Origin of the sequence: Rhodococcoides fascians A44A, assembly GCF_000760735.1 — a bacterium.
GTDB lineage: Bacteria > Actinomycetota > Actinomycetes > Mycobacteriales > Mycobacteriaceae > Rhodococcoides > Rhodococcoides fascians_E.
Window position 1 is genome coordinate 203,404 of sequence record NZ_JMEX01000007.1, and the last position, 23,689, is coordinate 227,092.

23 protein-coding genes and 2 pseudogenes are annotated in these 23,689 nt (G+C 65.8%); 19 read left to right on the plus strand and 6 right to left on the minus strand.

What is annotated here, in order from left to right:
• The first annotated feature begins 359 nt into the window (after window positions 1-359).
• Both BH95_RS11300 and BH95_RS27785 read left to right on the plus strand, forming a co-directional pair.
• A complete protein-coding gene (locus BH95_RS11300; RefSeq protein WP_037182196.1) occupies window positions 360-2,105 on the plus strand; it encodes a TerD family protein in 1,746 nt (581 codons plus the stop codon).
• A 124-nt stretch (window positions 2,106-2,229) separates the two neighbouring features.
• Window positions 2,230-2,676 (plus strand): hypothetical protein, encoded by a 447-nt coding sequence (locus BH95_RS27785; protein ID WP_157773069.1) that lies wholly within the window; start codon window positions 2,230-2,232, stop codon window positions 2,674-2,676.
• Window positions 2,677-2,693: 17 nt separating this feature from the next.
• Here the strand turns inward: BH95_RS27785 and BH95_RS11310 are convergent, their stop codons facing one another.
• Window positions 2,694-2,936: a hypothetical protein gene (locus BH95_RS11310; protein WP_037182197.1), complete on the minus strand. Its 243-nt coding sequence runs from the start codon at window positions 2,934-2,936 to the stop codon at window positions 2,694-2,696.
• Window positions 2,937-3,084: 148 nt separating this feature from the next.
• On the opposite strand from BH95_RS11310, the gene BH95_RS27790 reads away from it, so the two are divergent.
• Window positions 3,085-4,125 carry a hypothetical protein gene (locus BH95_RS27790; protein ID WP_208601168.1) on the plus strand — a complete coding sequence of 347 codons (1,041 nt, stop codon included), beginning with the start codon at window positions 3,085-3,087 and terminating at the stop codon, window positions 4,123-4,125.
• Window positions 4,126-4,179: 54 nt separating this feature from the next.
• Here BH95_RS27790 and BH95_RS28270 read toward each other — a convergent pair.
• A pseudogene (locus tag BH95_RS28270) lies at window positions 4,180-4,361 on the minus strand (TOBE domain-containing protein); the annotation flags it as partial.
• A 202-nt stretch (window positions 4,362-4,563) separates the two neighbouring features.
• On the opposite strand from BH95_RS28270, the gene BH95_RS11325 reads away from it, so the two are divergent.
• The 3 genes and pseudogenes from BH95_RS11325 to BH95_RS29785 all read left to right on the plus strand — a co-directional run bounded on the left by BH95_RS11325 (window position 4,564) and on the right by BH95_RS29785 (window position 5,506).
• Window positions 4,564-5,043, plus strand: a complete 480-nt coding sequence (locus BH95_RS11325; protein WP_347876816.1) for a dihydrofolate reductase family protein — start codon at window positions 4,564-4,566, stop codon at window positions 5,041-5,043.
• Between the two features lie 29 nt (window positions 5,044-5,072).
• A pseudogene (locus tag BH95_RS11330) lies at window positions 5,073-5,333 on the plus strand (alpha/beta fold hydrolase); the annotation flags it as partial.
• A gap of 38 nt (window positions 5,334-5,371) precedes the next feature.
• The gene (locus BH95_RS29785) at window positions 5,372-5,506 is read left to right on the plus strand and encodes a hypothetical protein (RefSeq protein WP_279615042.1); all 135 of its coding nucleotides are present in this window, start codon (window positions 5,372-5,374) and stop codon (window positions 5,504-5,506) included.
• A gap of 15 nt (window positions 5,507-5,521) precedes the next feature.
• Here BH95_RS29785 and BH95_RS11335 read toward each other — a convergent pair whose 3' ends face one another.
• The 4 genes from BH95_RS11335 to BH95_RS11350 are packed head-to-tail and all read right to left on the minus strand — an operon-like array spanning window position 5,522 to window position 10,119.
• A complete protein-coding gene (locus tag BH95_RS11335; protein WP_037182202.1) occupies window positions 5,522-6,628 on the minus strand; it encodes a CaiB/BaiF CoA transferase family protein in 1,107 nt (368 codons plus the stop codon).
• Window positions 6,625-7,836 (minus strand): acyl-CoA dehydrogenase family protein, encoded by a 1,212-nt coding sequence (locus tag BH95_RS11340; RefSeq protein WP_037182203.1) that lies wholly within the window; start codon window positions 7,834-7,836, stop codon window positions 6,625-6,627. Before BH95_RS11340 ends, BH95_RS11335 begins: the two co-directional genes overlap by 4 nt.
• A gap of 2 nt (window positions 7,837-7,838) precedes the next feature.
• Window positions 7,839-9,032, minus strand: coding sequence for a thiolase family protein (locus tag BH95_RS11345; protein ID WP_037182206.1), 1,194 nt, complete (start codon window positions 9,030-9,032; stop codon window positions 7,839-7,841).
• A gap of 22 nt (window positions 9,033-9,054) precedes the next feature.
• On the minus strand, window positions 9,055-10,119 hold the full coding sequence (locus tag BH95_RS11350) for a phosphotransferase family protein (RefSeq protein WP_037182209.1): 1,065 nt from the start codon (window positions 10,117-10,119) through the stop codon (window positions 9,055-9,057).
• A 131-nt stretch (window positions 10,120-10,250) separates the two neighbouring features.
• Between BH95_RS11350 and BH95_RS11355 the strand changes: the two genes are divergently transcribed.
• The 13 genes from BH95_RS11355 (at window position 10,251) to BH95_RS11415 (ending at window position 23,631) form a co-directional block, all read left to right on the plus strand.
• Entirely contained in the window at window positions 10,251-11,813 is a 1,563-nt protein-coding gene (locus BH95_RS11355) for a class I adenylate-forming enzyme family protein (RefSeq protein ID WP_037182212.1), read from the plus strand.
• A gap of 97 nt (window positions 11,814-11,910) precedes the next feature.
• A complete protein-coding gene (locus BH95_RS11360) occupies window positions 11,911-12,585 on the plus strand; it encodes a TetR/AcrR family transcriptional regulator (protein WP_080738000.1) in 675 nt (224 codons plus the stop codon).
• 80 nt (window positions 12,586-12,665) lie between these two features.
• On the plus strand, window positions 12,666-13,487 hold the full coding sequence (locus tag BH95_RS11365; protein WP_080738001.1) for an enoyl-CoA hydratase/isomerase family protein: 822 nt from the start codon (window positions 12,666-12,668) through the stop codon (window positions 13,485-13,487).
• Window positions 13,484-14,245, plus strand: coding sequence for a 3-hydroxyacyl-CoA dehydrogenase (locus BH95_RS11370; protein WP_037182213.1), 762 nt, complete (start codon window positions 13,484-13,486; stop codon window positions 14,243-14,245). The genes BH95_RS11365 and BH95_RS11370 overlap by 4 nt, the downstream gene beginning before the upstream one ends.
• A 4-nt stretch (window positions 14,246-14,249) precedes the next feature.
• Window positions 14,250-15,386, plus strand: a complete 1,137-nt coding sequence (locus tag BH95_RS11375) for an acyl-CoA dehydrogenase family protein (RefSeq protein WP_052060031.1) — start codon at window positions 14,250-14,252, stop codon at window positions 15,384-15,386.
• Entirely contained in the window at window positions 15,383-16,609 is a 1,227-nt protein-coding gene (locus tag BH95_RS11380) for an acyl-CoA dehydrogenase family protein (protein WP_052060032.1), read from the plus strand. Before BH95_RS11375 ends, BH95_RS11380 begins: the two co-directional genes overlap by 4 nt.
• On the plus strand, window positions 16,606-17,421 hold the full coding sequence (locus BH95_RS11385) for an enoyl-CoA hydratase/isomerase family protein (RefSeq protein ID WP_037182214.1): 816 nt from the start codon (window positions 16,606-16,608) through the stop codon (window positions 17,419-17,421). The genes BH95_RS11380 and BH95_RS11385 overlap by 4 nt, the downstream gene beginning before the upstream one ends.
• 46 nt (window positions 17,422-17,467) lie before the next feature.
• Window positions 17,468-18,676 carry an acyl-CoA dehydrogenase family protein gene (locus BH95_RS11390; RefSeq protein WP_037182217.1) on the plus strand — a complete coding sequence of 403 codons (1,209 nt, stop codon included), beginning with the start codon at window positions 17,468-17,470 and terminating at the stop codon, window positions 18,674-18,676.
• A complete protein-coding gene (locus tag BH95_RS11395) occupies window positions 18,669-19,430 on the plus strand; it encodes an SDR family NAD(P)-dependent oxidoreductase (RefSeq protein WP_037182218.1) in 762 nt (253 codons plus the stop codon). Before BH95_RS11390 ends, BH95_RS11395 begins: the two co-directional genes overlap by 8 nt.
• Window positions 19,427-20,614, plus strand: a complete 1,188-nt coding sequence (locus BH95_RS11400; protein WP_052060033.1) for an acyl-CoA dehydrogenase family protein — start codon at window positions 19,427-19,429, stop codon at window positions 20,612-20,614. The genes BH95_RS11395 and BH95_RS11400 overlap by 4 nt, the downstream gene beginning before the upstream one ends.
• Window positions 20,611-21,375, plus strand: coding sequence for a crotonase/enoyl-CoA hydratase family protein (locus tag BH95_RS11405; protein WP_037182221.1), 765 nt, complete (start codon window positions 20,611-20,613; stop codon window positions 21,373-21,375). The genes BH95_RS11400 and BH95_RS11405 overlap by 4 nt, the downstream gene beginning before the upstream one ends.
• Window positions 21,372-22,145, plus strand: coding sequence for an enoyl-CoA hydratase (locus BH95_RS11410; protein ID WP_080738012.1), 774 nt, complete (start codon window positions 21,372-21,374; stop codon window positions 22,143-22,145). Before BH95_RS11405 ends, BH95_RS11410 begins: the two co-directional genes overlap by 4 nt.
• Window positions 22,146-22,251: 106 nt before the next feature.
• Window positions 22,252-23,631, plus strand: coding sequence for a 4-hydroxyphenylacetate 3-hydroxylase N-terminal domain-containing protein (locus tag BH95_RS11415; protein ID WP_080738003.1), 1,380 nt, complete (start codon window positions 22,252-22,254; stop codon window positions 23,629-23,631).
• The last annotated feature ends 58 nt before the right edge of the window (window positions 23,632-23,689 follow it).

Here is a 23,689-nt window from a genome sequence, read left to right on the forward strand (position 1 = left end):
TCGATCCGACTCTTCCTGAGCGGCTTGATCTGCAGCATCCTGCGCCAACTGTTGTGTCGCCAGTTGTTCGGACTCCACGCTGGAGTCGTGAACCAATTTGGCGGTAGTTCCCCCGATGGCCGAGACAAGCAACACCCCGGTAGCGATCAGAACAAGCTTCCTGGACTGCTGCGACCTCGGTGGTTCAGCGATCGACCAGGGAGAAACTCGACTAGATCACCAGTTTCATTCATCCGACTGAATGAAGTTCGTGCGGGTGATCTCATTATCCGAGAACAGCTGCGGATCCGGGTAGGTCCTTGCGATCGATGCTGCATAGTGACCGGAGCTGTGCCCCAATCGTCGGGAAGTAGAAATCGATGCGCAATGCAACTGCGGTCATGGACGACCGCTGGGTGGTCGTCGATGTCGAAACCTCGGGACTGAAGGCGAGCCGTGACCGCGTACTCAGCATCGCCGCGCTGACAGTCGACGAGAACGGAACCGTCGGCCGCGAACTCTCGACACTGGTCAACCCGGGGTGCGACCCCGGTCCGGTCCACATTCACAACCTCACGTCCGAACGGCTGGCCGGAGCGCCGAAATTCGAGGACGTTGCCCCGCAGCTGATGGAGATGCTGGACGGCCGGACGTTGGTCGCGCACAACGCGAGCTTCGACCACGGATTTCTGAAGCTGGAGGCCATGCGGGCCGGTATCGACATGCCAACCAAACAGCGACTGTGCACGGTCGCTTTATCCCGGCGACTACAGCTCGACCTGCCGAACCACAAGCTCGCGACGCTGGCCGCCCACTGGAAGGTGCTGCAGTCCAACGCCCACGATGCGTACGACGACGCTGTCGTGCTGTCGCAGATCTTCACCCACAGCTCGCGCCTCGCCCGATCGTTGGACCTGCCGCTGCCGGTAACCATGTGTACCGAGAGGCTGACGCTCTATCCCGACTCCGTCCCCCGTACCGATTGCGAGTGGCAGAATCCTGGCCGGTTCGAGCCGTCCTCGGGTTTGATCCAGGGCATGCGCGTCGTGATCAGCGGAGAGACGAATGTGCCCCGGCTGCAGCTGGCTTCCCGCCTGACGCACGCCGGACTCGATGTCATGAACTCGGTGAGTCGCTACACGAGCGTGGTGGTCTGCTCCGACCCGACGTCGGACAGCGCCAAGGTGCGCCGCGCTCGATCGCACGGACTGGAGGTGGTGAGCGAGTCGGAGCTCCTCGAACTCCTCCGCACTATCCGCCCGGGGACGCCCAAGGTCGCGCGGGCAGCGGTCGTCGTCCCTCCGCCGGTCCTGATCTCTCCGTCGACCGGCAAGCCGTGGCAGAATCGTCGCGTTCTGGTGATGGGCGGCTCGCATGCCGAATCGGTCCTGATGCGGTCGCGGTTGATACAGCTCGGTGCGACGCCGGCTGTCAACCTGAGCGCTGGCGTGACGGACGTCTTGGTACTCGCCGACGGTGATGGTGATCCTCGGATGCCGCGCGTCGCCGAACGGGGACTCACGGTTCTGACACCGCTCCTGGTCGACAGCGCCCTGAACGTCGGACAACCACCCGTCGTGAGCCTTGTCCGACCGAGGATCGCGCCGCTGGTCCCGCGCGGGGGAGTAGTCGATCTCGCTGCTTCCGCGACGTCGTTGTCCGTCAACGCATCGTGGCGAGTCAGTGACCCTGGATCCACCGCGGTCGACGTCGTTTCGTTCCTGCTCAACAGCGACGAAGTCGTCTCGAGCGACGAGGATTTCGTTTTCTTCAACGCGCCCGCGACATCGGACGGCGCAGTGGCATTGACTATCGACGGAGACAGCGAGCAGGGTATACGGATCGATCTGACCTCCGTGCCGTCGGACTGTGATCGGATTGTGGTCGCGGCAGCCATCGACGGCGATAGCACGTTCGGCGATATAGGGGCGGTGTCCATCGCCCTCGACGGGACGGAATCTCCCATCGCCGCTGCGGTTCTGGACGCTGCCACGACCGAGCGGTCCATGCTCCTCGCCGAGATCTACCGTCGGGGAGTGGGATGGCGGTTCCGCGCAATCGGGCAGGGATACGACGACGGGTTGGCCGAACTCGCCGTGCGGTACGGCGTAGAGGTGGACGAGTAAACACTGACCCTGGTCGTCGGACCACATGAGTGGTGCTGGCGGGGCTGCGTCCGTTCACGATGACTTTCCCAGCCTCGCCCGGTCACAGTCCTCGAACGAAGTCCACAAGAACGAGGGAGGTCTCATGAGTTCGTCACCGCAGGGACTAGCCGCGCTCGATCCGATTCTGGGTCGTTGGAAATCTTCCGGCACCGTCCTCGACGCCCACGGCTCTTTCGAAACCCACGTCGACGGCACCGATACCTACCGATCGTTGCCCGGTGGACACTGGATCGCACACGACGTCGACGTCGTCATCGGCGGCGAGCAGATGCTGGCGCACGAGTTGATCGGCGGTGAGCATCCCGATGGTGGCTGGTTGATGGTGGCGTTCGACGAGTCTTCGCAGCCGGGCACCATGCGGTTGTCGTTGAGCGAACCGGATCTTCTGTTACTTGAAGGTGAGGGCGTGCGGAGCTGGTTTCGCTTCACGGCGGGCGATGACCATATGACCACGCTGTGGGAGCGTCTCCACGAAGGCGAATGGATTGCGTGGATGGATATGCGCTTCGACAGAATGGCGAATCCGTAGCGCGACGTTCAATCCGTCTAGCACCGGCCGGTGGACCACGGTGCGCATGGACCGAACAGCCGGTACTGGAGTGCTTGCCAGATGTCGGCCGAGCCCGTACCGAGGACGGATAGACCCGAGTTCGCCGCTGCAGAGCCGGTATCCACCGCCGCGCTCCCTGTGCTCGGCAGGGGAGCAGCTGAGGCCGATGCCGCACCGACCAAGCCGAACGCGAAGGTGATCGACAGTGCGGCCATCAAATGGGCAGTGCGCATCTTCATGGGGCCATCCTCGACTTGTCCGGTCACCGATCGAAATCACGAGCCAATCATGGTTTCCCACAATGAGCTAGTCGTTCGGTCAGCTGATTTTGGGCGGTCATGCGAACGTCGGACTGCGCCCGGCCGCTTACGCGCATACCGTCGACTCATGTCGTATCGCGCCCGCGGAGTGCTCGGTCTGGTTGCCGTTTTCGGGCTCGCTCTGGTCTCGTGTTCGTCCGAGGAGCCGATAGAGGTCCCCGAATCGATCACCTCGTTCCAAGGATCGGATGGTTCCACCGCGAGCGACGCAGCCCCGACCACCGCCGTCCCGACCACCGCGTTACGCGCGCCGGCGTCGAACCTCGTCGATCCGGCCGCGTTCGAGTACGGATCGGGCGGTACCAACGGCTACTACTTCACCACTCCCAGCGGTCTGTGGCGGTGCGCTGTCCTGGCGGACAGTGCTCAGAGTGGGTCGGACAGCCAGATGGCAGGCTGCCAGCCGAAGACAAGCATCGACATGCCGGTTGCTGGGGCGCCGCAGGTCCAGCGATTCGGGGCATACGAAATGGGCGCTCCCAACGCGATTCTGGTGAACGCAACCGAGGACGCACGATTTGCCAGTCTGAGCCAGGCGTTGTTCTGGCGGATGGACGACGCGACGCCGGTTCTTGCCTACGGACAGACCCTCTCGGTCTCCGGATTCACCTGCAACGTCCAGGAATCCGGAGTCTCGTGTCGGTCGGATAGCTCGGGCAAGGGATTCCAGTTCTCCACCGGTGGCTACCGATTCGAGTACGTCGAGGCGTCGGGTGGACCGGTGCCTGAACCCGGTTCCGTGGCCCCGGCCGTCGAACCCGTTCTGGGTCGCGTGTGGGGCCCGAACCAGGCCGGCTACGGCGAAGTTCGGCCGACGCAGGTCTACAACGGCGGCAGCCCGTCGGGCTCCGTGGGTGAGATCAGCTGGCAGGACTGGGGAGGCCCCGAGGCCCGGGGCTCGGGGCGTGCGCTGAATGTTGCCGTCGCGGACAGTGTGGCGTCGGCGCCGATGGCCGACGCCACGGTCGTGGCCTTCGACCTCGGTGACTGCGACGGCATCCAGGCGTACCGGTCGGTGCTGTGGTTCTTTCCCAGCAACGGCGAGACCTTCGAGTCCGCGCGGGCCCGTAGCTCGATACACCCCTGCGACGAGCAGCCCTACCGGTGACCTGGATGTGAGGACCGAGTAAGCGGCGCTCCCCGTCGGTGGTGGAACGTCCTTTTCGACGCCGATGGTCACTTCGGTGGACTTGACGAACACCGTCGCGGCCTGGCCCGCCTGTCGAGACCGAGGTCGACAGCGGCTTCCTTCGTAACAGACGACGTGACCGTTTGATCTCCACCATCGAGCTTGACCTTCACCGTCGCCAAGATGAACAACGTCGAAACGGTACTGGGTCCGATCCCGTCGTGCGAACAACTCCGCGTCTGCGTACGGTCCACCGCGAGAACACCTCATTTTCCGATCGCGGGCGACGGGACGGAGCTGGAGGACACCGGATCGATCGTCGAATCGAGGGGAAGCGCATATCGAAAGCGTTTATCCTTCCCCCATGCGGCCGCTTCGATACTCGATCAACGTCACGCTCGACGATGCTGCGATCACATGGCAGCAATCGCGGACGAGGAACTGCACCGTTACTCGGCCGAGAAGCTTGGCCAGGCTGACGCGCTCCTCTTCGGACGCGTGACGTACGAGATGATGGAGTCTGCGTTCAGGTTGCCCGACGCGGACGAGACAGACCCGTTCGTCCGGATGATCGACGGGGCTAAGAAGTACGTCGTCTCGAGCACCCTCGACCAGGTCGACTGGAATTCCGAGCTTCTGCGCGGAGATCTGAAAGAGGCTGTCGAGCAACTGAAACAGGAACCGGGCAACGGCCTGTACGTCGGCGGCGTGACGCTTCCACTGGCACTCACCGAGTTAGGTTTGATCGACGAATACGAGATCCTCGTTCACCCCCGGTTCGCAGGTCACGGGCCGTACCTGTTTGCGGGGCTTTCCAAGTACGTGGATCTGACGCTGGTCAGTCGCGACGAACTCAGGTCCGGAGCGATGATCTTGCGATACCAGCCCAAAACCTAGCTGGTCTATCTATCCAGGGGAGGGGGACCATGCCGCACGTCGACCTGTCGGCCGGACGCGTCGACTACACCGATACCGGCGGTAGCGGTCCTGTGCTGGTGTTCGGACACGGCCTCCTGATGAACGAAACCCAGTGGCGCAGGGTGATCCCGCTGTTCGACGACCACTATCGCTGCATCGCGCCGACGCTACCGCTCGGCGCGCACCGCAGTCCCATGAACGCGGACGCCGACCTGACGCAGCGCGGTGTCGCGAGGATCCTCGCCGACTTCCTCGACGAGCTCGACCTCGACACGGCTTGTGGGACTTCTCGCTCGTCTCGGGTTAGGTGACGCCCGGCGATACCGATCCGCTGGGCATGATCGCCGTCCTCACCATGATCGTGATGGCGATCGTCCTCTTCGCGCGACGTCGACACATCGAGCCGGTGGATGTCAGCTCCGCGACGAGGCCGCATCCGTGACATTGTCACGTGCGGTCAGCCAGTCCGACCCCCCAACCAATCGGCAAGTACCTCGTCCGTATCTGCTCCCGCCGTCCCCGGGGCCAAGGGAGCCCCTGCCGCAGTCCGCGAGAACCTCGGCGCCGGCGCTGCCTGCATGACGCCGTCGACGTTGATCACCGTTCCCCGCGCTGCGATGTGGGTGTCGGTCGCAGCCTCGTCCATGGATAGAACCGGCGTCACGCACGAATCGTCGTTGTGGAAGACAGCCACCCACTCGTCGCGGGTTTTCGTGGCGAAGACCTCGGTGAACAGCGCTCGTAGAATGGGCCACCCGGCTCGATCCATCTGCGGGGGTAGGTCCGCCCCGTTCAATCCGAGTCCGGCCAGCAGTACCGAATAGAATTGCGGCTCAATCGAACCGACGGCCATCCACTTGTTGTCCGCGGTCTCGTACGTGTCGTAGAACGGCGCCCCGGTGTCGAGGAGGTTGGTGCCCCGCTCGGTGGACCACGCGTCGGCGCCCCTCATCGCCCACGCCATCTGCATCAGGATGCTCGCGCCGTCGACCATCGCGGCGTCGACCACCTGACCCAAGCCGGATCGCTCGCGCTCCCACAGGGCCGACAAGATTCCGACGACCAAGAACATCGAGCCACCGCCGAAGTCGCCCACCAGATTGAGCGGCGCCACCGGCTTGCCTCCGGCGAGTCCGATCGCATGCAGAGCCCCGGTGATCGAGATGTAATTGATGTCGTGGCCGGCGCGCTGGCTGCGCGGACCGGTCTGGCCCCAGCCGGTCATACGGCCGTAGATCAAACGGTCGTTGACCGCGGCGCAGTCGTCGGGCCCCAGGCCGAGACGTTCGGCCACGCCAGGCCGGTAACCCTCGATGAGGACATCGGCCTCGGCGACCAACTGCAACACCGTCGCCTTGCCCTCCGCGGACTTGAGGTCGGCAACGATGGCGCGGCGATTGCGCAGCAGATGATCCGGCTTGCCCTCGAGCACATCGAGACCGTTTGTGGGACGGTCGATTCGGACCACGTCAGCACCCAAGTCCGCCAGAATCATCGCCGCATGCGGTCCTGGTCCGATGCCGGCCAGCTCGATCACCTTTAACCCGTCCAAAGGCCCGCTCATCGGGTCACCTCCATCGACCGTCGGGTCGCGAGCTCGCGGAGCGCAATTGCGCGGAGGTGGACCTCGTCCGGTCCGTCGAAGATGCGCATCGCGCGATGCCACCCGTACATGCGGGCCAGGGGAGTGTCGTCCGTGACGCCGGCCCCGCCGAACACCTGGATGGCGCGGTCGATCACCGCCGTCGCGGTCCGCGGCGCCTGCACCTTGACCATGGCGACCAAGTCGCGTGCCTCCTTGTTGCCGTGCGTGTCGATGGTCCATGCGGCCTTGTGACACAGCAAGCGGACCTGCTCGATTGCCAGCCGGGACTCCGCGATGGACTGCTGGATGACGCCCTTGTCCGCGAGTGGCCCACCGAATGCGCTGCGGGACTGCGCTCGATCGACCATGAGGGCCAACGCGCGCTCCGCAGCGCCGATCGCGCGCATGCAGTGATGGATGCGGCCAGGGCCGAGCCGCGCCTGCGCGATCGCGAATCCGCCGCCCTCCTCGCCGATGAGGTTCGAGACCGGTACCCGCACGTCCTCGTACACGACCTCCGCGTGCCCGTGCCGGTCCTGCCGGCTGAACACCGGCGTGGACCGCAGAATCCGCACGCCTGCAGTCTCGATCGGTACCAGAACCATCGACTGCTGACGGTGCCGTGATGCGGCGGGGTCGATCTTGCCCATGACGATGAGTACCGCGCACCGCGGGTCGTTCGCGCCGGACGTCCACCACTTGCGCCCGTTGATGACGTAGTCGGTGCCATCGCGGACGATGGAGGTGGTGATGTTGGTGGCATCGGAGCTTGCCACGTCGGGCTCGGTCATCGAGAACGCCGACCGGATCGTCCCCGCCAACAAAGGTTCGAGCCACTGAGCCTTCTGCTCTTCGGTGCCGAACAGATGCAGGATCTCCATGTTCCCGGTGTCGGGTGCCTGGCAGTTCATGGCCTCGGGCGCGAGCTCGTTGCACCACCCGGACAACTCGGCCAGCGGCGCGTACTCGAGGTTGGTCAACCCGGATTCGGCCGGCAGAAACAGATTCCACAGACCGAGCGCCCGCGCTTCGGTCTTGAGGGTCTCGATGATCGGCGGGGCCGCATGCCCGTCCGTGGTGGCGCAATACTCGTCGTACTCCCGTTCGGCGGGAAAGACCGACCCGTCCATGAAGCCCTGCAGGCGGTCGAGCAGCTCGACGGTCCGCGCGCTCGGGGTGAAACTCACGCTCAGAGCCGTTCGATGATCGTGGCGTTCGCCATGCCGCCGCCCTCACACATGGTCTGCAATCCGTAACGGCCACCGGTACTTTCGAGGTAGTTGACCAGCGTGCCGAGCAGACGGGCGCCCGAGGAGCCGAGTGCGTGCCCGAGGGCGATGGCTCCGCCGCGCGGGTTGAGCTTCGCGGGATCGGCGCCGAACTCCTGCGACCAGGCCAGCGGAACGGGCGCGAACGCCTCGTTGACCTCGTACGCATCGAGGTCGTCGATGCTCAAGCCGCTGCGACCGAGGATCTTCTTCGTCGCGGGGATGGGGGCGGTGAGCATCATGAGCGGGTCGTCGCCAGCAACCGCAAAGGAATGGAACCGGGCCCGGGGCGTCAGGCCGAGCTTCGACGCCATCTCCTCGCTCATGATGAGGGCCGCAGAGGCGCCGTCGGTCAGCGGTGAGGAGTTGCCTGGTGTGATGTGCCAACCGATCTCGGGGAATCGCTCGACCATCGCGTCGGTGTGGAACGACGGCCGCAGCCCGGCCAAGCCACCCGCGGTCGTACTCGCCCTCACCGTTTCGTCGGAGGCGTGTTCGATCGACGACCCGGACGCATCGGTCACCGAGATCGGGACGATCTCCGACGCAAACGCACCCGCAGCGAAGGCCTCGGCGGCGCGGCGATGCGATTCGGCGGAGAACTCGTCTAGATCGGACCGGTCCAGCTTCCACTTCGCCGCGATCAGTTCGGCCGAGATGCCCTGGTTGACCAAGCCGTCCGGGTAGCGCTTGGCCATGCCCGGTCCGAGTGGGTCCTGCCCGATCCCGGCCGTTCCCATGGGAATTCGGCTCATCGACTCCACACCGGCGGCGATGACAACGTCGTACGCACCGGCGATGACGCCCTGGGCGGCGAAATGCGCTGCCTGCTGGCTGGATCCGCACTGCCGATCGATCGTGGTGGCCGGCACCGATTCGGGGAACCCGGCCGACAACAACGCCTGCCGGGTGATGTTGAGGCTCTGCTCGCCCACCTGCTGCACACACCCACCGATGACGTCGTCGACCAACGCGGGGTCGAGGTCGTTGCGCTCGACCAGCGTGCGCAGAACGTGAGCGAGTAGTTCGACGGGATGGACGCCCGAGAGTGCACCGCCTGGCTTTCCTTTGCCGGATCCGGTGCGGACGATGTCGACGATGACTGCGTTGGCCATGATGTTCCTTCGTGTAGGGGGATCAGTGCCGCAGCGCGGCAAGGGAAGAGGAAGCAGCGATCTCGGATGCGCGCTCGAGCAGGATGGCCGGCATGGCCTCGACGTCGTCGAATCCGGCGCCGACGGTGAAACCGTTGTGGTGCCGGGCGTAGATCTGTTCGAGGATGACCGCGACCTTCCACAAACCGAAGACGCGGTACCAATCCACCACGGCGCTGTCGATGTTGCGCTGCTCGGCGTACCGCGCGACGACCTCGTCGGCCGTGGGGAACCCGTCGAACGCGGTCAGGCCGTTGGTGATCGGATTGTGCGGCTGCCCCGGCTCGTCCCAGAAACTGACGAGGATGCCGAGATCGGACAGAGGGTCGCCGAGCGTGGCCATCTCCCAGTCCAGGACCGCGGCAATGCTACCGGGGTCGTGGGGTGCAGTGATGACGTTGTCGATTCGGTAGTCGCCGTGCACAATTGCTGCGCCCTGGTGTTCCGGCATCGCCCGCGCCAGCTTGTCCGCCAGCGTGTCGACCTGGGGGAGTGGGCGTACCTCGATGGCCTCGAACTGCCGCACCCAGCGATTGAGCTGGCGGGCGAGATACCCGGTCGGATTGCCCAGGGTGTCGAGGCCGACGTCGGCCGGGTCGATCTCGTGCAGCGCGACGAGCGTGTCCACCAACGTGTTTCCAAGCTTGTGTCGCTGCGCGTCGGACAACGCAGAGACAAGTTCCCTGGTACCCAGTACGACGCCGTCGACCTGATCCATGACGTAGAAGGGCGCTCCGATGACGCTGGCGTCCGGGCAGTGGGCAACTACGGCAGGTACCGGTACCGCCGAACCGTGCAGTGCCTGCATGACGCGGAACTCGCGTCCGACGTCGTGCGAACTGTGCAGGACGGTCCCGAGCGGTGGTCGGCGCAGAATCCAGCGATGATCGCCGTCCGTGACGCGGTAGGTCAGGTTCGACTTGCCGCCGTTGATCTGCGCGGCCGTGAGGTCACCGACGTCCTCGTGCGGCAGCGCAGCCCGGAGAAACTCGGCGACGGCCGTCAGGTCGAGCGGCGAATCGGTTGTCGTATGCGAGGTCTGGGTCATGATCACCCGATCTGAAGTATGAGCAGATGCGCGCCGTGCGCAGCGTTGACACTCAACGGCGAGACTGCCTAAAGTTGACGATGATGTCAAGCTCATGAAGTGAGCGTCGTAACCACGAGAACGGGTTGCCCATGAATGCCGTGCGAAGCGCGAGTCTGCAAATCAGCCTCGGTGAATCGATCACCCGCAGTGCACACAACAAACCCGACCATCCCAGCTTTCTCTTCCCGGACGGGTCGCACCACACGTTCGATCAGACCAATGCCCGCGTCAACCGGCTGGTCTCGGCACTGGCAGCCCAGGGTATCGGCGCAGGCGATCGCCTCGCCGTGTTCTCCCGCGACTCGCATCGCTACGTCGAGATCGTCCTTGCCGCACTCAAGCTCGGCGCGGTCTACGTGCCGCTCAACTACCGGTTGCGCCGGTCCGAGATCGACGTCCTGGTCGGACGAGCTGCCCCCGTCGCCTTCTTCTACGACGTTCGCTACGACGAGTTGCTCGCAGGCGTCGCCGACCACCACCCGAGCATCCGGCTGTTCGCGTCGATGAACACCAGGCCCGACGAGGTCGTCTCCGAGTACGAAACGCTGCTCACCACCGGCGTGGAGGTCGAACCACCGGTCGTGGCCACGGACGACGACATCATCGGCCTGGCCTTCACCTCCGGCACGACGGGACTGCCCAAGGCCGTCCTGCAGTCCCAGCGGATGATCAAGGCGATCGTCACCGAGCAGCTGCTCGAGTACCGCTGCCGCGCCGACGACGTGCGCTACTCGGCCGCCCCGACCTATCACATCACCGGTATCTGTCAGATGCTCATGGGCATCGCGGGCACCTTCCCCTCCCTCGTCGTGCCGCAGTTCGACGCACAGACGACCATGGACTTCCTCGTCGAGGACAAGCTGACCGCGGTGTTCCTCGTGCCGACGATGATCAGCACGTTGATGCAGCTCGACGGCATCGAAGACCACGCATACGACCGGCTTCGGCTGATGTACTACGGCGCTTCGGCAATGTCGCCCACCCTGCTCGCGCGGGCGATGTCGATCTTCGACTGCGACTTCCTCAACGCGTTCGGCGCGGGAACCGAAGCCGGACTGCAGGCGGTGCTGACGCCGGAGGACCACCGCCGTGCACTCGACGGTTCGCCGGAACTCCTCGGCTCCATCGGGCAGCCCGCGTACGGCGTCGCGCTCCGGATCGTCGACGACAAGCTAGAGGATGTGCCCGTGGGAACCATCGGGGAAATCGCGACGCGCAGCGACATGCTCATGGACGGCTACCTGGACATGCCCGAGGAGACCGACCGCTGCTTTCAGGGCGGATGGTTTCGGGCAGGCGACCTGGCCTACATGGACAAGGCGGGCTACCTCTACCTCGCCGGCCGCGACAAGGACATGATCGTCCGCGGCGGCGAGAACATCTTCCCGCTCGAGATCGAGACGGTGCTGGCCGAACACCCGGCCGTATCGCAGTCCGCCGTCGTCGGCGTGCACGACGAGCACTGGAGCGAAACGGTGCGCGCGTGGATCTCGTTGAAGCCCGGAGCTGCGGTGACGACAGCCGAGCTCGAGATACACTGCGCCGAGCGTCTGGCCAAGTACAAGGTGCCCAGCGACTTCCGCTTCGTCGACGAGCTCCCCACCAACGCCAGCGGCAAGATCCTCAAGCGAGTTCTTCGTACCCGTGACTGACTTCGGTGTCGTGCAGCGTCCCCCACGATCCGTGGACTAGTATTTGACACTTACGTCATGCACGGCGGACGATGGCGGGGTACGAAGGGAGCAGGGGATGAGTCCACGACGGGGGTCGACCAAAGGGCGGAGCGCAATCGGCCCTTCGGCCAGCCAGCGCGACCGCCGCGATGTCGGGCCCATCACCGCCAAGGGTCAGGAACGACGCCGTGAGATCGTCACTGCGGCGCGGCGCGTCTTCGAAGATCGTGGCTTCCTCGAAACCAGGGTGGCCGACATCGTGGAGGCCGCCGAGGTTGCGCAGGGCACCTTCTACACCTACTTCGATTCCAAGGAAGCCGTGTTCGGCGAGGTGGCCAACGAGGTCATCCTGTCCATGATGGACAGCATGCACGGCGAACACGTCGACGGCTTGACCCCTGAGGAACGCGCTCGCGCGGCGATGTTGCGATTCATCAACGCATTTCGGCCCAACGCCGCCATCCTCGGCCTACTCGAACAGGTCGGCACCTTCACGCCCGAAATGGCCAAACTGCGCTTGGGCCTACGTGAATCGTTCGTCGACCGTCTTGCCAACGGCATCTCCCGGCTGCAGAGCGACGGCACGGCCGATCCCTCCATCGATCCGCAGATGGTGGCCGAAGTGTTGGGCGCGATGGTCGATCAGACCTGCTACATGTGGTTCTTCCTCGGCAAGGACTACGACGAGACCAAGGTCGTCGACACCTTGACCATGGTGTGGTCGAGAAGCATCGGTATCCGCGGAGCATAAACAGACTCTGTTTCGCCTGATCAGAGCACGTTTTTAAATATGATGTTGACGTCGCATTCGGAAAATGGTCGAATGAGAATGTGACCCAGACCTCTGATCGCGACGGCGAGAATCCGCGATACGAACACATCCGATTCGTCCGCTCGGACGACGTCGTCACGATCACCCTCGACCGCCCCCGGGTGAAGAACGCGATGCCAATGCAGGGATGGGCCGAGCTGCGTGACGCATTTCGCGCGGTGCGGCCAGGCCTCGATCGCGTCCTGGTACTCACCGGCGCAGGCACCGACTTCTGTGCCGGAGCCGATCTCGGCGGTCCGGCAACCGGCGACCACCACCTGGTGGACATGAAGATCATCACGGACATGTGTATCGCGTTGTATCGCTTACCGATTCCGACGATCGCCCGCGTCGACGGAGTGGCCGTCGGCGCAGGCATGAACCTCGCGCTGGCGTGCGACTTCGTACTCGCCTCCTCGCGCTCACGGTTCTCGGAGATCTTCGTCAACCGGGCACTGTCGGTCGACTGCGGTGGATCCTGGTTGCTGCCCCGGCTCATCGGGACGCATCGCGCCAAGGAACTGGTGTTGCTCGGCGACATCATCGACGCCCAGCAGGCGCAGGACATCGGGCTCGTCAGAAGTGTTGTCGAGCAACAGAATCTGGACAAGACCGTGGACGAGCTGGTCACTCGTCTCGCGAACGGCCCTGCGCTGGCGATCTCGCAATCGAAGCTCCTACTCAACAACGCCTTCGACGTGACACTCGAGCACGCCCTCGACGACGAGGCTCGGGCCCAGACCGTCAACAACACCTCGGACGACGCCGCCGAAGCACTGGCGGCATTCAAAGGCAAACGTCCCAACAACTTTCGCAAGAACCGAATTCAGGAGATCGCATGAGAACAGAGAATGCCGTCGCTCTCGTCAGTGGCGGGGCGTCCGGGCTCGGACTGGCGACGACCCGCACGCTCGTCGACGGCGGCGCAAAAGTGGTGATTCTCGACCTGCCGTCCTCCGACGGCGAGACCGTCGCGAAGGAGTTGGGCGACAGCGTCGCGTTCGTGCCCGCGGACGTCACCAGCGAGGAGTCGGTGGCCGAAGCCGTCGCAGCCACCGCACAATTCGGTGACCTGCGCATCGTCGTCAACTGTGCGGGCATGGGCATCGCGGGCAAGACCGTCGGACGCGCAGGCCCGGCTCCGCTCGACGGCTTCGTCAAAACGGTGACGATCAACCTGATCGGCACCTTCAACGTCATCCGGCTCGGCGCCGCACGCATCGCGCAGGCCGAACCGGTCGACGGGGAACGCGGCGTCATCGTCAACACGGCCTCGGTCGCCGCCTTCGACGGGCAGATCGGGCAGGCCGCGTACTCGGCGTCCAAGGGCGGCATCGTCGGGATGACCCTGCCGATCGCCAGGGACCTGGCGCCGTCGCTCATTCGCGTCGTCACCCTCGCCCCAGGGATCTTCGAGACCCCGCTGCTCGGTGCGCTGGCCGAGGACCTGAAAGAGTCACTGGGCAAACAAGTTCCGCATCCCTCTCGGCTCGGTCGACCGTCGGAGTATGCAGCCCTCGTCGCACACGTCGTCGAGAACTCGATGCTCAACGGCGAGACCATCCGTCTCGACGGCGCCATCCGCATGGCCCCGAGGTAGCGGCATGGCCACCGAGACCTCCTCGACCGAGGGCCACGCCGAATTCCGCGGCGTTTTCCGCAAGATGCTGGGTGCCCGCACTCCCGTGTCGACCGCGCGCAGCGCGTACGAGGGCGCGGCGACGTCCACCCCAACCCTGTGGAAGGCGTTCGCGGACGAGATCGGCATCCTCGGTCTGACCATCCCGGAGTCGCTCGGCGGCTCCGGCCTCGAACGCGCCGAACTGGCAATCGTCGCCGAAGAAATGGGACGCGTGCTCGCCGGCGGCCCCTACTTCTCGACCGTGGTCCTCGCCGCCGAAGCCATCACCGCATCCGGCGACACAGACGCTGCAGCACAGTATCTTCCGCGCATAGCAGCCGGTGAGCTCACCGCAGCCCTCGCCGTCGTGGAGCGGACCGGCGGCTGGACCGAGCAGGCAATTCACACCACCGCGACGACGGACGCCGACGGCATTCGACTCTCGGGCTCCAAAGGCGTCGTCGTCGGCGGCGCCGACGCGGACCTGCTCGTGGTCGCGGCCCGCGACAACCAGAAGCAGGTCTCCCTGTTCCTCGTCGACCCCCTCGCCGCGGGCGTGACCCGCGCACCGCAACAAGTCATCGACCGCACCCGCCCGGCCGCCCGCATCGACTTCGCCGACGCACCCGCCACCCGACTCGGCGCACCAGGGACCGGATGGACGGCCGTCGAAGCCGTCCTGGAGAACGCCGCGATCTTCCTTGCGGCCGAACAGGTCGGGGGCAGCCAGGTCTGCCTCGACATGGCCGTCGCCTACGCGAAGGATCGCGTGCAGTTCGGTCAGAAGATCGGCCGATTCCAGGGCGTCAAACACCGTCTCGCGGACATGGCCGTGCGGACCGAGATCGCCCGCTCGGCCGTCCAGTGGGCCGCGTACCAGCCGTCGAACTCGTCCGCCAGCGACCTCGGGGCCGGTGTCGCACGCGCCACCTGCATCGACACGTATCTGCAGAACGCGCTCGACTGCATCCAGGTACACGGCGGCATCGCCATCACCTGGGAACACGACAGCCACCTGTTCCTGCGCCGCGCCCAAGCCGACGCCGCGATCCTCCCCGGAGCCCGCGACTACCGCCGAAAACTCGAAGCACACATCGCCCACGGAAAGGACGTCGCATGATCACCGCATCGGACGATCTCGAGACCGTCGCCCGGGTCACGCGAGAGTGGCTCGACACGCATCTCGACGAGTCCTGGCGTCAAGTAGCCGAATCCGGAGATCTCACCGCCCTGACCGCGGTGACCGCGAACCCCGAGCTGACGACGGCCTGGTACGACGAACTGGGTGCATCCGGCCTGGCCACACCGACGTGGCCGACGGAGTACGGCGGACTCGGCCTCGGAGCCGACGGGGCCGCCGTCGTCGCCGACGAACTCGAACGTCTGATGGCAGGGCGCCCGATGTCCGACTTCGTCGGTGTCGCTCTCGCCGGTCCGACCATCATCGAATGGGGGACGCACGAGCAGAAGAGCCGGTTCCTGCCGCCGCTCGCACGCGGTGCCGAACGGTGGTGCCAGCTGTTCAGCGAACCCGGAGCCGGCTCCGACCTTGCATCGTTGTCCACCAAGGCAACCCGCCTGCCCGACGGCTCGTGGCGCATCGACGGCCAGAAGGTGTGGAACTCGTTCGCCGACGTTTCCGACTTCGGTTTGCTCATGGCCCGCACCGATCCGTCGGTACCGAAACACCGCGGCATCACGTACTTCCTGCTGGACATGAGGACACCTGGTGTCGTGACGAAGCCGCTGAAGCAACTCAACGGGGACGCCGAGTTCAGCGAGGTCTTCTTCGACGGCGTCGTCATTCCCGACGACGCCCGACTCGGCGAGATCAACGGCGGCTGGGCCGTCGCGATGACCACCCTGACGCAGGAACGCAGCGGACTGTCCGGCCGACCCGGCGTCGGCCCTGGACGCGTCGATCGTCTTGCTGCCCGCGCACAGTCGACCGGCGCGTGGAACGACCCGGTCCTGCGCGATTCGATCATGACCGCCTTCGTCGCCGAGCGTGCCCTGCAGATGACGACGGTGAAAGCCTTTGCCGAGTTGGACGACAGCGCGCCGACGTCGGAGGGTTCCATGCGCAAGTTGGCGCACTGCACGTTGGAGGTCGAACTGGGCTTGCTCGGCACACAGATCGAACCGGCAGGCACTCTCGGCTGGGACGACGGTGACGACTATGCGGCAGCGGCGGCCGATGCGTTCCTGTCCTCGAAGATCCTGTCCATCGCGGGCGGCACCTCGGAGATCCAGCGCAACATCATCGGCGAACGGATACTGGGCCTGCCCCGGGAGCGCGACCCGTACGCCGACGTCGCCTTCGCCGAACGGCCGCGCGGATGACCGATCTCGTCTCGACCACTTGCCTGACAGCCCATCCGGTGGACGACGGCGTCGTTGTGATCGAGATGAACCGTCCGCACCGACTCAACGCCATGTCGGTGGAGCTCATCGACGACCTGCACGCACTGTGGGATGCCCTGGCGACCAGACGCGACATCCGCGTGGTCATCCTCACCGGCGCGGGCCGCGGATTCTGTGCCGGACTCGACCTCGTGGACTACGACGGCGACCAGGGATCGGACTCGGCCTCACCGCAACCCCGGTTCGCGATGCAGGAACGCATCGCCGCACTGGTGACCAAGAGCCGGGCACTGCCGCAGATCGTCATCGCCGCCGTCAACGGACCGGCCGCGGGCGGCGGGTTGGCCCTGGCCCTGGCGGCCGACATTCGCGTCGCGTCCCGGTCGGCGTCGTTCGGCGTCTCGTTCATCCGAATCGGATTGTCCGGCGCGGACATCGGCGTCAGCTGGTTGCTGCCGCGGTTGATCGGTGCCTCGCGCGCGTTCGAGCTGCTGCTCACCGGACGCATGATCGATGCCGCGGAAGCGGAACGCATCGGTCTGGTCGCGTCGCTAACCGACGAACCCGTCGTCGACGCCGCCACACGCCTGGCCCGCGAGGTCGTCGCGAATTCGCCGATGGGCGTGCGGATGACCAAGCAGGTCATGTGGAGTCAGCTCGAGGTGTCGAGCCTGCAGGCCGGAATCGACCTCGAGAACCGCACCCAGATCATGACCACCTACACCAGAGACCACATCGAGGCCGTCGACGCCTTCGTCGGCAAACGCACCGCCGAATTCGGCGACCACTGACCCGTTCGGCCACACTGACCCGTTCGGCCACAGGATGGAGACAACTATGACGTCCGTAACCTCGACCGAGGTCGACGCCGAAGTGCACGTACGCAATTTGGCGCACCAACTGGTCGCCGACTATCCGCCGGCCACCACGACAGTCCGTGACTTCCTCGGCGCGCGCTTCGACGCCGGTCTGGCCTGGATCCATTTCCCCACCGGCCATGGCGGTTTGGGTCTGCCGTCCGCGCTGCAGGGCATCGCCGACGCCATCGTCACCGACGCCGGTGGCCCGAATCCTTTCGAGCTGAACCCGATGGGTTACGGCATGGCGGGCCCGACGCTGATGGCGCACGCCAGCGAAGACCTCAAGAACCAGCTGCTGCGTCCGCTGTATGTGTGCGACGACATCTGGTGCCAGCTCTTCAGCGAACCCGGCGCAGGCTCCGACCTGGCCGGTCTGGCTACCCGCGCCGTGCGGGGCGAGGACGGCTGGACGCTCAACGGACAGAAGGTGTGGACCAGCAAGGCACATCTCGCCCGCTGGGCGCTGCTGCTCGCGCGCACGGATCCGGATGCACCAAAGCACAAGGGCCTGTCGTACTTCGTACTCGACATGCACGATCCCGGCGTCGAGGTCCGGCCGCTGCGTCAGTTGACCGGTGACTCCGAGTTCAACGAGGTGTACATGCGGGACGCCCACATCGACGACGCCTGGCGCCTCGGTGACGTCGGACAGGGCTGGACCGTCGCAATGACGACACTGATGAACGAGCGCAACGCCATCGGCGGGGGATCGATCGCCCGTGGCTTGGGCTCGATCGGAGACGCGTTGGCGCTGTGGGACTCTCGCCCCGACCTGCACACCCCGTTGCTGCGCGACCGGCTGCTGTCGCTGTTCGTCCGCGCCGATGCGCTGCGTTTGACCGGAATGCGCTACGCCGCCGAACGCAGCGACGGTCCCGCCGGGCCCGAGGGATCGGTCGGCAAACTGGCAGGCGCGGAGCTGAACAAAGAGGTCTACGAGTTCTGCATCGCGATGCTCGGCATGGAAGCGACCCTGTTCTCCTCCGAGCCCGGCGACCCGTCAGGCGGGGACATAACACAGCGTGAGGATTCGATGCAGTGGAAGTTCCTGCGCTCGCGGGCCAACACCATCGAGGGCGGTACCGCAGAAGTATTGCGCAACATCGTCGCCGAACGGCTGCTCGGACTGCCCGGTGACGTCCGCGTCGACAAGGACAAGCCGTGGCGGGACGTGCCTCGTGGCTGACCCCGTTCGCCGCGCCCTCGTCACCGGGGGCGGACGCGGCATCGGCCGCGGGATCGCGCAGACCCTCGGCAGCCGGAACGTGTCGATCGCTCTGACCTACCGCCGGGACCGCGGCGCCGCCGACGAGGTCGTCGCTGGACTGAGAGAGCAGGGCACCGACGCCGTGGCACTCGAACTCGATCTCGCGGACCCGACGGGCTTCCAGCGCGTCGTTGACGAGGCCGCCTCCGCCCTGGGTGGCCTGGACATCCTGGTCAACAACGCCGGATCGGCCAGCAGCGGACGGACCCTGCGCGACACCGACACAGCCGAGCTGACGAAGGTGCTGGGCGTGCACGCGATCGGCCCACATCAACTCTCGCGGGCGGCGCTGCCGTACCTGCGCCAGCACGAGCGGTCCGACGTCATCTTCGTCTCCAGCATCGCGAGCCAGGCCACTGTGGCCGGCGGAGCGCCCTACTCGATGGGCAAAGCTGCGGTGGAAGCCCTCGCCTCGACGCTGGCCCGCGAAGAGCGCGGCAACGGCGTGCACGTCAACGTCGTCGCACCCGGCCTGGTGAACACCGAGATGGGGCGACGGCTCGTCCGCGCGACGCTCGGCGTGCACGACATCGGCGAGCTGGACCAATCGTCACCGTTCGGCCGCACCTGCACCCCCGAGGACGTGGCGGGAGTCGTCAGCTTCCTGCTTTCGACGGACTCGTCGTATCTCACCGATCAGCGAATCGTCATAGATGGAGGCACATTTCGATGAGTACAACAGAAGGCGACGGCCCGTTCGATCCGAATGCCGATCGCGACGCGCTCCGGGAAGCGGTGCGGGACTACTGCGAACGTCACTGGACCGAGGCACGGGTCAGGGCCGCGATCGACGATGCTGCGTCCGTGCCTGCCCGCGCGTGGTCCGCACTCGGCGCCGAGCTAGGACTGCTTGGACTCGCCGTTCCCGAGGATCAGGGTGGCTCCGGAGCATCGACCATCGAATTGGCCATCGTCGCCGAGGAATTCGGCCGAGCCCTTGTCCCGCTGCCGTGGCTGTCCTCGGTGATCGCGGCAGAACTGCTGTCGGCCGCGGGCGACACCGAGCTGGTACGGCGAATCTGCGACGCCGAAGTAACCTGCGCACTCATCGGCCCGACCGACGGATCCTGGCGCGCCGACACCGCATCGGTGCGCGCCGACCGCGACGGTGACGCCTGGGCGCTGTCCGGTACTGCGCATCATGTGGTCGACGGTGTCGACGCGGACACGTACGTGGTACTCGCCGATGCGGATGGGCAGGGCATCTTCGTGGTCGATGCGTCCACTGCTGGGGTGGACGTGACCCCGAGCGCCACCATGGACCCGACCCGCAGGCAGGCGACGGTCTCGTTCGACGGGGCGCGTGCCCGCCGGGTCGGGGACGGATCGAGCGTGATCGGGGCCGTCGTGTCCCTGGCGGCGGTGCTCGTCGCGGCCGAATCCGTCGGCGTGGCAGCGCGGATGCTCGACCTGGCCGTCGACTACGCAGGCTCCCGCGTGCAGTTCGGCCGCAAGATCGGCTCGTTCCAGGCCGTCAAGCATCGGTGTGCCGACATGTTCGTCGACCTCGAAGAAGCACGGTCGGCGACTACTTACGCAGCGTGGGCCGTCAGCTCGGGAAGAGACGGCTCGGGACGCGACGACGCGGTGCTGACGTCGACGTTGGCGCATGTGTCCGCCACGGGCGCCGCACAATCCATCACCGCCGACGCGGTCCAGGTGTTCGGCGGCATCGCCATCACCTGGGAACACCCGGCGCACCTCTACTACAAACGAGCCGTGGTGGACGCCGTCCTGTGGGGCGGCGCCCAGCATCGCGAGCGTCTGGCGGTGCGAGCCCTCGACTCAGGACTCGCACAGGCTCGAACGGAGAACACGGCTCGGCCCGAGAACACGAACGAGAAGGTAGCGATATGACCGAGGTAGTGAAGGTGGACGCCTCCGACGGCGTTCTCGTCATCACGATCGACAGACCCGAAGCCCGCAACGCGGTGAACGAGGCGGTGGCCATCGCGATCGGTGCCGCCCTCGACCGACTCGACAGCGATCCGACGTTGTCGGTCGGCATCGTCACCGGCGCCGGTGGACATTTCTGTGCCGGAATGGATCTCAAGGCGTTCGTCAAGGGGGAGCTGCCGATGGTGCCGGGACGTGGATTCGCCGGCATCGCCGAACGATCGTCCATCAAGCCCGTCATCGCCGCAGTCGAAGGCTACGCGTTGGCCGGCGGGTTCGAGATCGTGCTGGCCTGCGATCTGATCGTCGCGGCGCGCGGCGCCGCCTTCGGTCTGCCGGAGGTCAAGCGCAGTCTGGTGGCGGCAGGCGGCGGCCTGCTGCGTTTGCCGCAGCGAATTCCGTTCCACCAGGCCATGGAACTGGCGTTGCTGGGCAACCACGTCGGGGCGGAGCGGATGTATCAGCTCGGACTGCTCAACCGCCTCGTCGACGACGGTGAGGCCTTGGCCGCCGCGCGTGAACTCGCTGCCGCCATCGCGGCCAACGGTCCACTGGCTCTGAAGGCGACCAAGGCGATCGTCGTCGGGGGCGCCGACTGGTCGTCGGACGAGCAGTTCGCGCGGCAGAACGTCATTGCCGATCCGGTCTCCCTGTCCTCCGATGCGCGGGAGGGTGCGACGGCGTTCGCCGAGAAACGTGCGCCGGTATGGACGGGGTCGTGACCGAACCGGTCGTCCTGGTGCACCGGGCCGATGGGGTCGCCACGGTGACGCTGAACCGGCCGCAGGCCCGCAACGCCATCACGGTCGAGCTGATCCTCGACCTACGGCGCGCGCTCGCCGACCTCGACGCCGACTCCGACGTCGGTGCCGTCGTACTGACCGGGGCCGGGCCTGCGTTCTGTGCCGGCCTGGACCTGCGTGAGCTGGGGGAGCGCCCGACGACCGAGTTCGATCCACCGCCAGGCGCGTTCGGGCCGTGGATACCGATGCGCACTCCGCTCGTGGGGGCGGTGAACGGTCCGGCCGTGACGGGCGGACTGGAGTTCGCACTCAACTGTGATCTGCTGATCGCCTCGGACCGTGCACGATTCGCGGACACGCACACCCGAGTCGGGGTACTGCCGGGATGGGGTCTGACGGTCTTGCTGCCGATGGCCGTCGGGCGCGCCAGGGCTCGCTACATGAGCCTGACCGGTGACTTCCTGCACGCGCACGATGCGGCGACGGCCGGCCTGGTCAGCGAGGTGGTGCCGCACGACGAGTTGCTCCCTCGGGCACAGGCGATCGCGTCGTCCATCGCGGGCAACGACCGGCGGGCCGTGCGTGCCCTGCTGCAGTCGTATCGAGGCGTCGACGAGCAGATCGTGGCGGACTCGTTCGGAGTCGAGCAGCGCACCGGGGCGGCCTGGAATGCCGCGGTGATCGACGACGTCGACACCGCCGAGCGACGTGCGTCCGTGATCGCACGAGGGCGCGGTCGACCGGCCTGAATTCTTCGGTGACACACTCTTGACAGAGTGACCAGCGTCACCGATGCTCAAATATGACATAGACATCAAGTTCGAAATTAACGCAGTACGAACGGGAGATATTCACATGTTGACTGGCCAGCAGTACCGCGACTCGCTCAAGGACGGCAGGAAGGTCTACTTCGAGGGTCGACTCATCGAGGACCTCGAGTCGGTGCCGGCCTTGGCGGTCCCGCTCAACGCCGTCGCCGACGGGTACGACAAGTACTACAACGCAGATCCCGACGCATTCAACCCGATCACGGTCGCGCCGCGCAGCGCCGACGAACTCCGCGACCGCATTCCGGTGATCACCGAACTCGACCTGCTGCTCAATGTCACCTACCAGTCGTTGATGACCATGCTGGTCGCCGCGTCTCGGTTGCAGGGCGACGCGCAGAAGTACATTCCCCGCATCGAGGCCTACGTCAGCAAGGCCCGCAAGGACGACATTCGTATCACAGAGTGCATCACCGACGCCAAAGGCAACCGCAGCCTGACGCCCGGCAAGCAGGACGACCCGGATTCCTATGTGCGCGTGGTCGAGCGACGTGACGGCGGCGTGGTCATCCGCGGAGCCAAGCTGCACATCAGTGCCGCCGCCTTCGGGCACGACCTGATGGTGATGCCGACCAAGTCGATGAAGCCGGGGGAGGAGGACTACGCCATCGCATGCGCCGTCCCCGTCAACGCCGAAGGCGTGCACATCACCAACACCACCTACCACCCGCAGGCCGGCGATCCACGTGACTACCCGGTCAGCTCCCGCGAATCCATCCCGGACAGCATGGTCATCTTCGACAACGTCTTCGTTCCGAGCGAGCGGGTGTTCCTCGACGGGCAGACCGAGCAGGCCGCTGTCTTCGCGCACTCGCTCGGGCTGTGGGAGCGCCTCGGTGGGGTGTCCTACCTGGTGCGCCAGGCGGACGAGCTCGTCGGACTCGCGCAGCTGATCGCCGAGGCGAACGGCACCGCGAAGATCTCGCACGTCCGCGAGAAGATCGACGAGATGATGATCCACGCGACGCTGTTACACGCAGGTCTGGAAGCTGCTCTGTTGCACTCGAAGTCGACGCCCGACGGCTACTTCTACCCGGACGACATGTACACCAACGTCACCAAGTACCACGGCGCCGCCAACTTCAACCAGATGGTCCGGCACCTACACGACATTGCCGGTGGCGCCGTCGTGACCGCCCCGTCGATGTCCGACTTCGACAACGAGACTCTACGGCCGTTCCTGGAGAAGTACATGAGCACCGGTGGCGGCGTGGACGGTCAGTACCGCACCAAACTGTTCCACGCGATCCGCGATACGACCGCCGACGCCTACGGCGGCTGGCATCAGGTGACGAACCTGCAGTCCGGTGGCGGACTGTTCGCGCAACGCCTGGTCACTCGCAAGAACTACGACCTCGACCACGCCCGTGCCCTGGCGTTGCGAGCAGCCGGAATCTCCGGTGACTGAGTCGGACAAAAGGCGCAGATCGATTTTCTGTAGTGCTTGACATGTAAGCCACGTCACA

Coding starts and splice junctions, on each gene's coding strand:
- BH95_RS11300 (WP_037182196.1), top strand. CDS start 360: ATGCGCAATGCAACTGCGGTCATGGACGACCGCTGGGTGGTCGTCGAT.
- BH95_RS27785 (WP_157773069.1), top strand. CDS start 2,230: ATGAGTTCGTCACCGCAGGGACTAGCCGCGCTCGATCCGATTCTGGGT.
- BH95_RS11310 (WP_037182197.1), bottom strand. CDS start 2,936: ATGAAGATGCGCACTGCCCATTTGATGGCCGCACTGTCGATCACCTTC.
- BH95_RS27790 (WP_208601168.1), top strand. CDS start 3,085: ATGTCGTATCGCGCCCGCGGAGTGCTCGGTCTGGTTGCCGTTTTCGGG.
- BH95_RS11325 (WP_347876816.1), top strand. CDS start 4,564: ATGGCAGCAATCGCGGACGAGGAACTGCACCGTTACTCGGCCGAGAAG.
- BH95_RS11335 (WP_037182202.1), bottom strand. CDS start 6,628: ATGAGCGGGCCTTTGGACGGGTTAAAGGTGATCGAGCTGGCCGGCATC.
- BH95_RS11345 (WP_037182206.1), bottom strand. CDS start 9,032: ATGGCCAACGCAGTCATCGTCGACATCGTCCGCACCGGATCCGGCAAA.
- BH95_RS11350 (WP_037182209.1), bottom strand. CDS start 10,119: ATGACCCAGACCTCGCATACGACAACCGATTCGCCGCTCGACCTGACG.
- BH95_RS11355 (WP_037182212.1), top strand. CDS start 10,251: ATGAATGCCGTGCGAAGCGCGAGTCTGCAAATCAGCCTCGGTGAATCG.
- BH95_RS11360 (WP_080738000.1), top strand. CDS start 11,911: ATGAGTCCACGACGGGGGTCGACCAAAGGGCGGAGCGCAATCGGCCCT.
- BH95_RS11370 (WP_037182213.1), top strand. CDS start 13,484: ATGAGAACAGAGAATGCCGTCGCTCTCGTCAGTGGCGGGGCGTCCGGG.
- BH95_RS11375 (WP_052060031.1), top strand. CDS start 14,250: ATGGCCACCGAGACCTCCTCGACCGAGGGCCACGCCGAATTCCGCGGC.
- BH95_RS11380 (WP_052060032.1), top strand. CDS start 15,383: ATGATCACCGCATCGGACGATCTCGAGACCGTCGCCCGGGTCACGCGA.
- BH95_RS11385 (WP_037182214.1), top strand. CDS start 16,606: ATGACCGATCTCGTCTCGACCACTTGCCTGACAGCCCATCCGGTGGAC.
- BH95_RS11390 (WP_037182217.1), top strand. CDS start 17,468: ATGACGTCCGTAACCTCGACCGAGGTCGACGCCGAAGTGCACGTACGC.
- BH95_RS11400 (WP_052060033.1), top strand. CDS start 19,427: ATGAGTACAACAGAAGGCGACGGCCCGTTCGATCCGAATGCCGATCGC.
- BH95_RS11405 (WP_037182221.1), top strand. CDS start 20,611: ATGACCGAGGTAGTGAAGGTGGACGCCTCCGACGGCGTTCTCGTCATC.
- BH95_RS11415 (WP_080738003.1), top strand. CDS start 22,252: ATGTTGACTGGCCAGCAGTACCGCGACTCGCTCAAGGACGGCAGGAAG.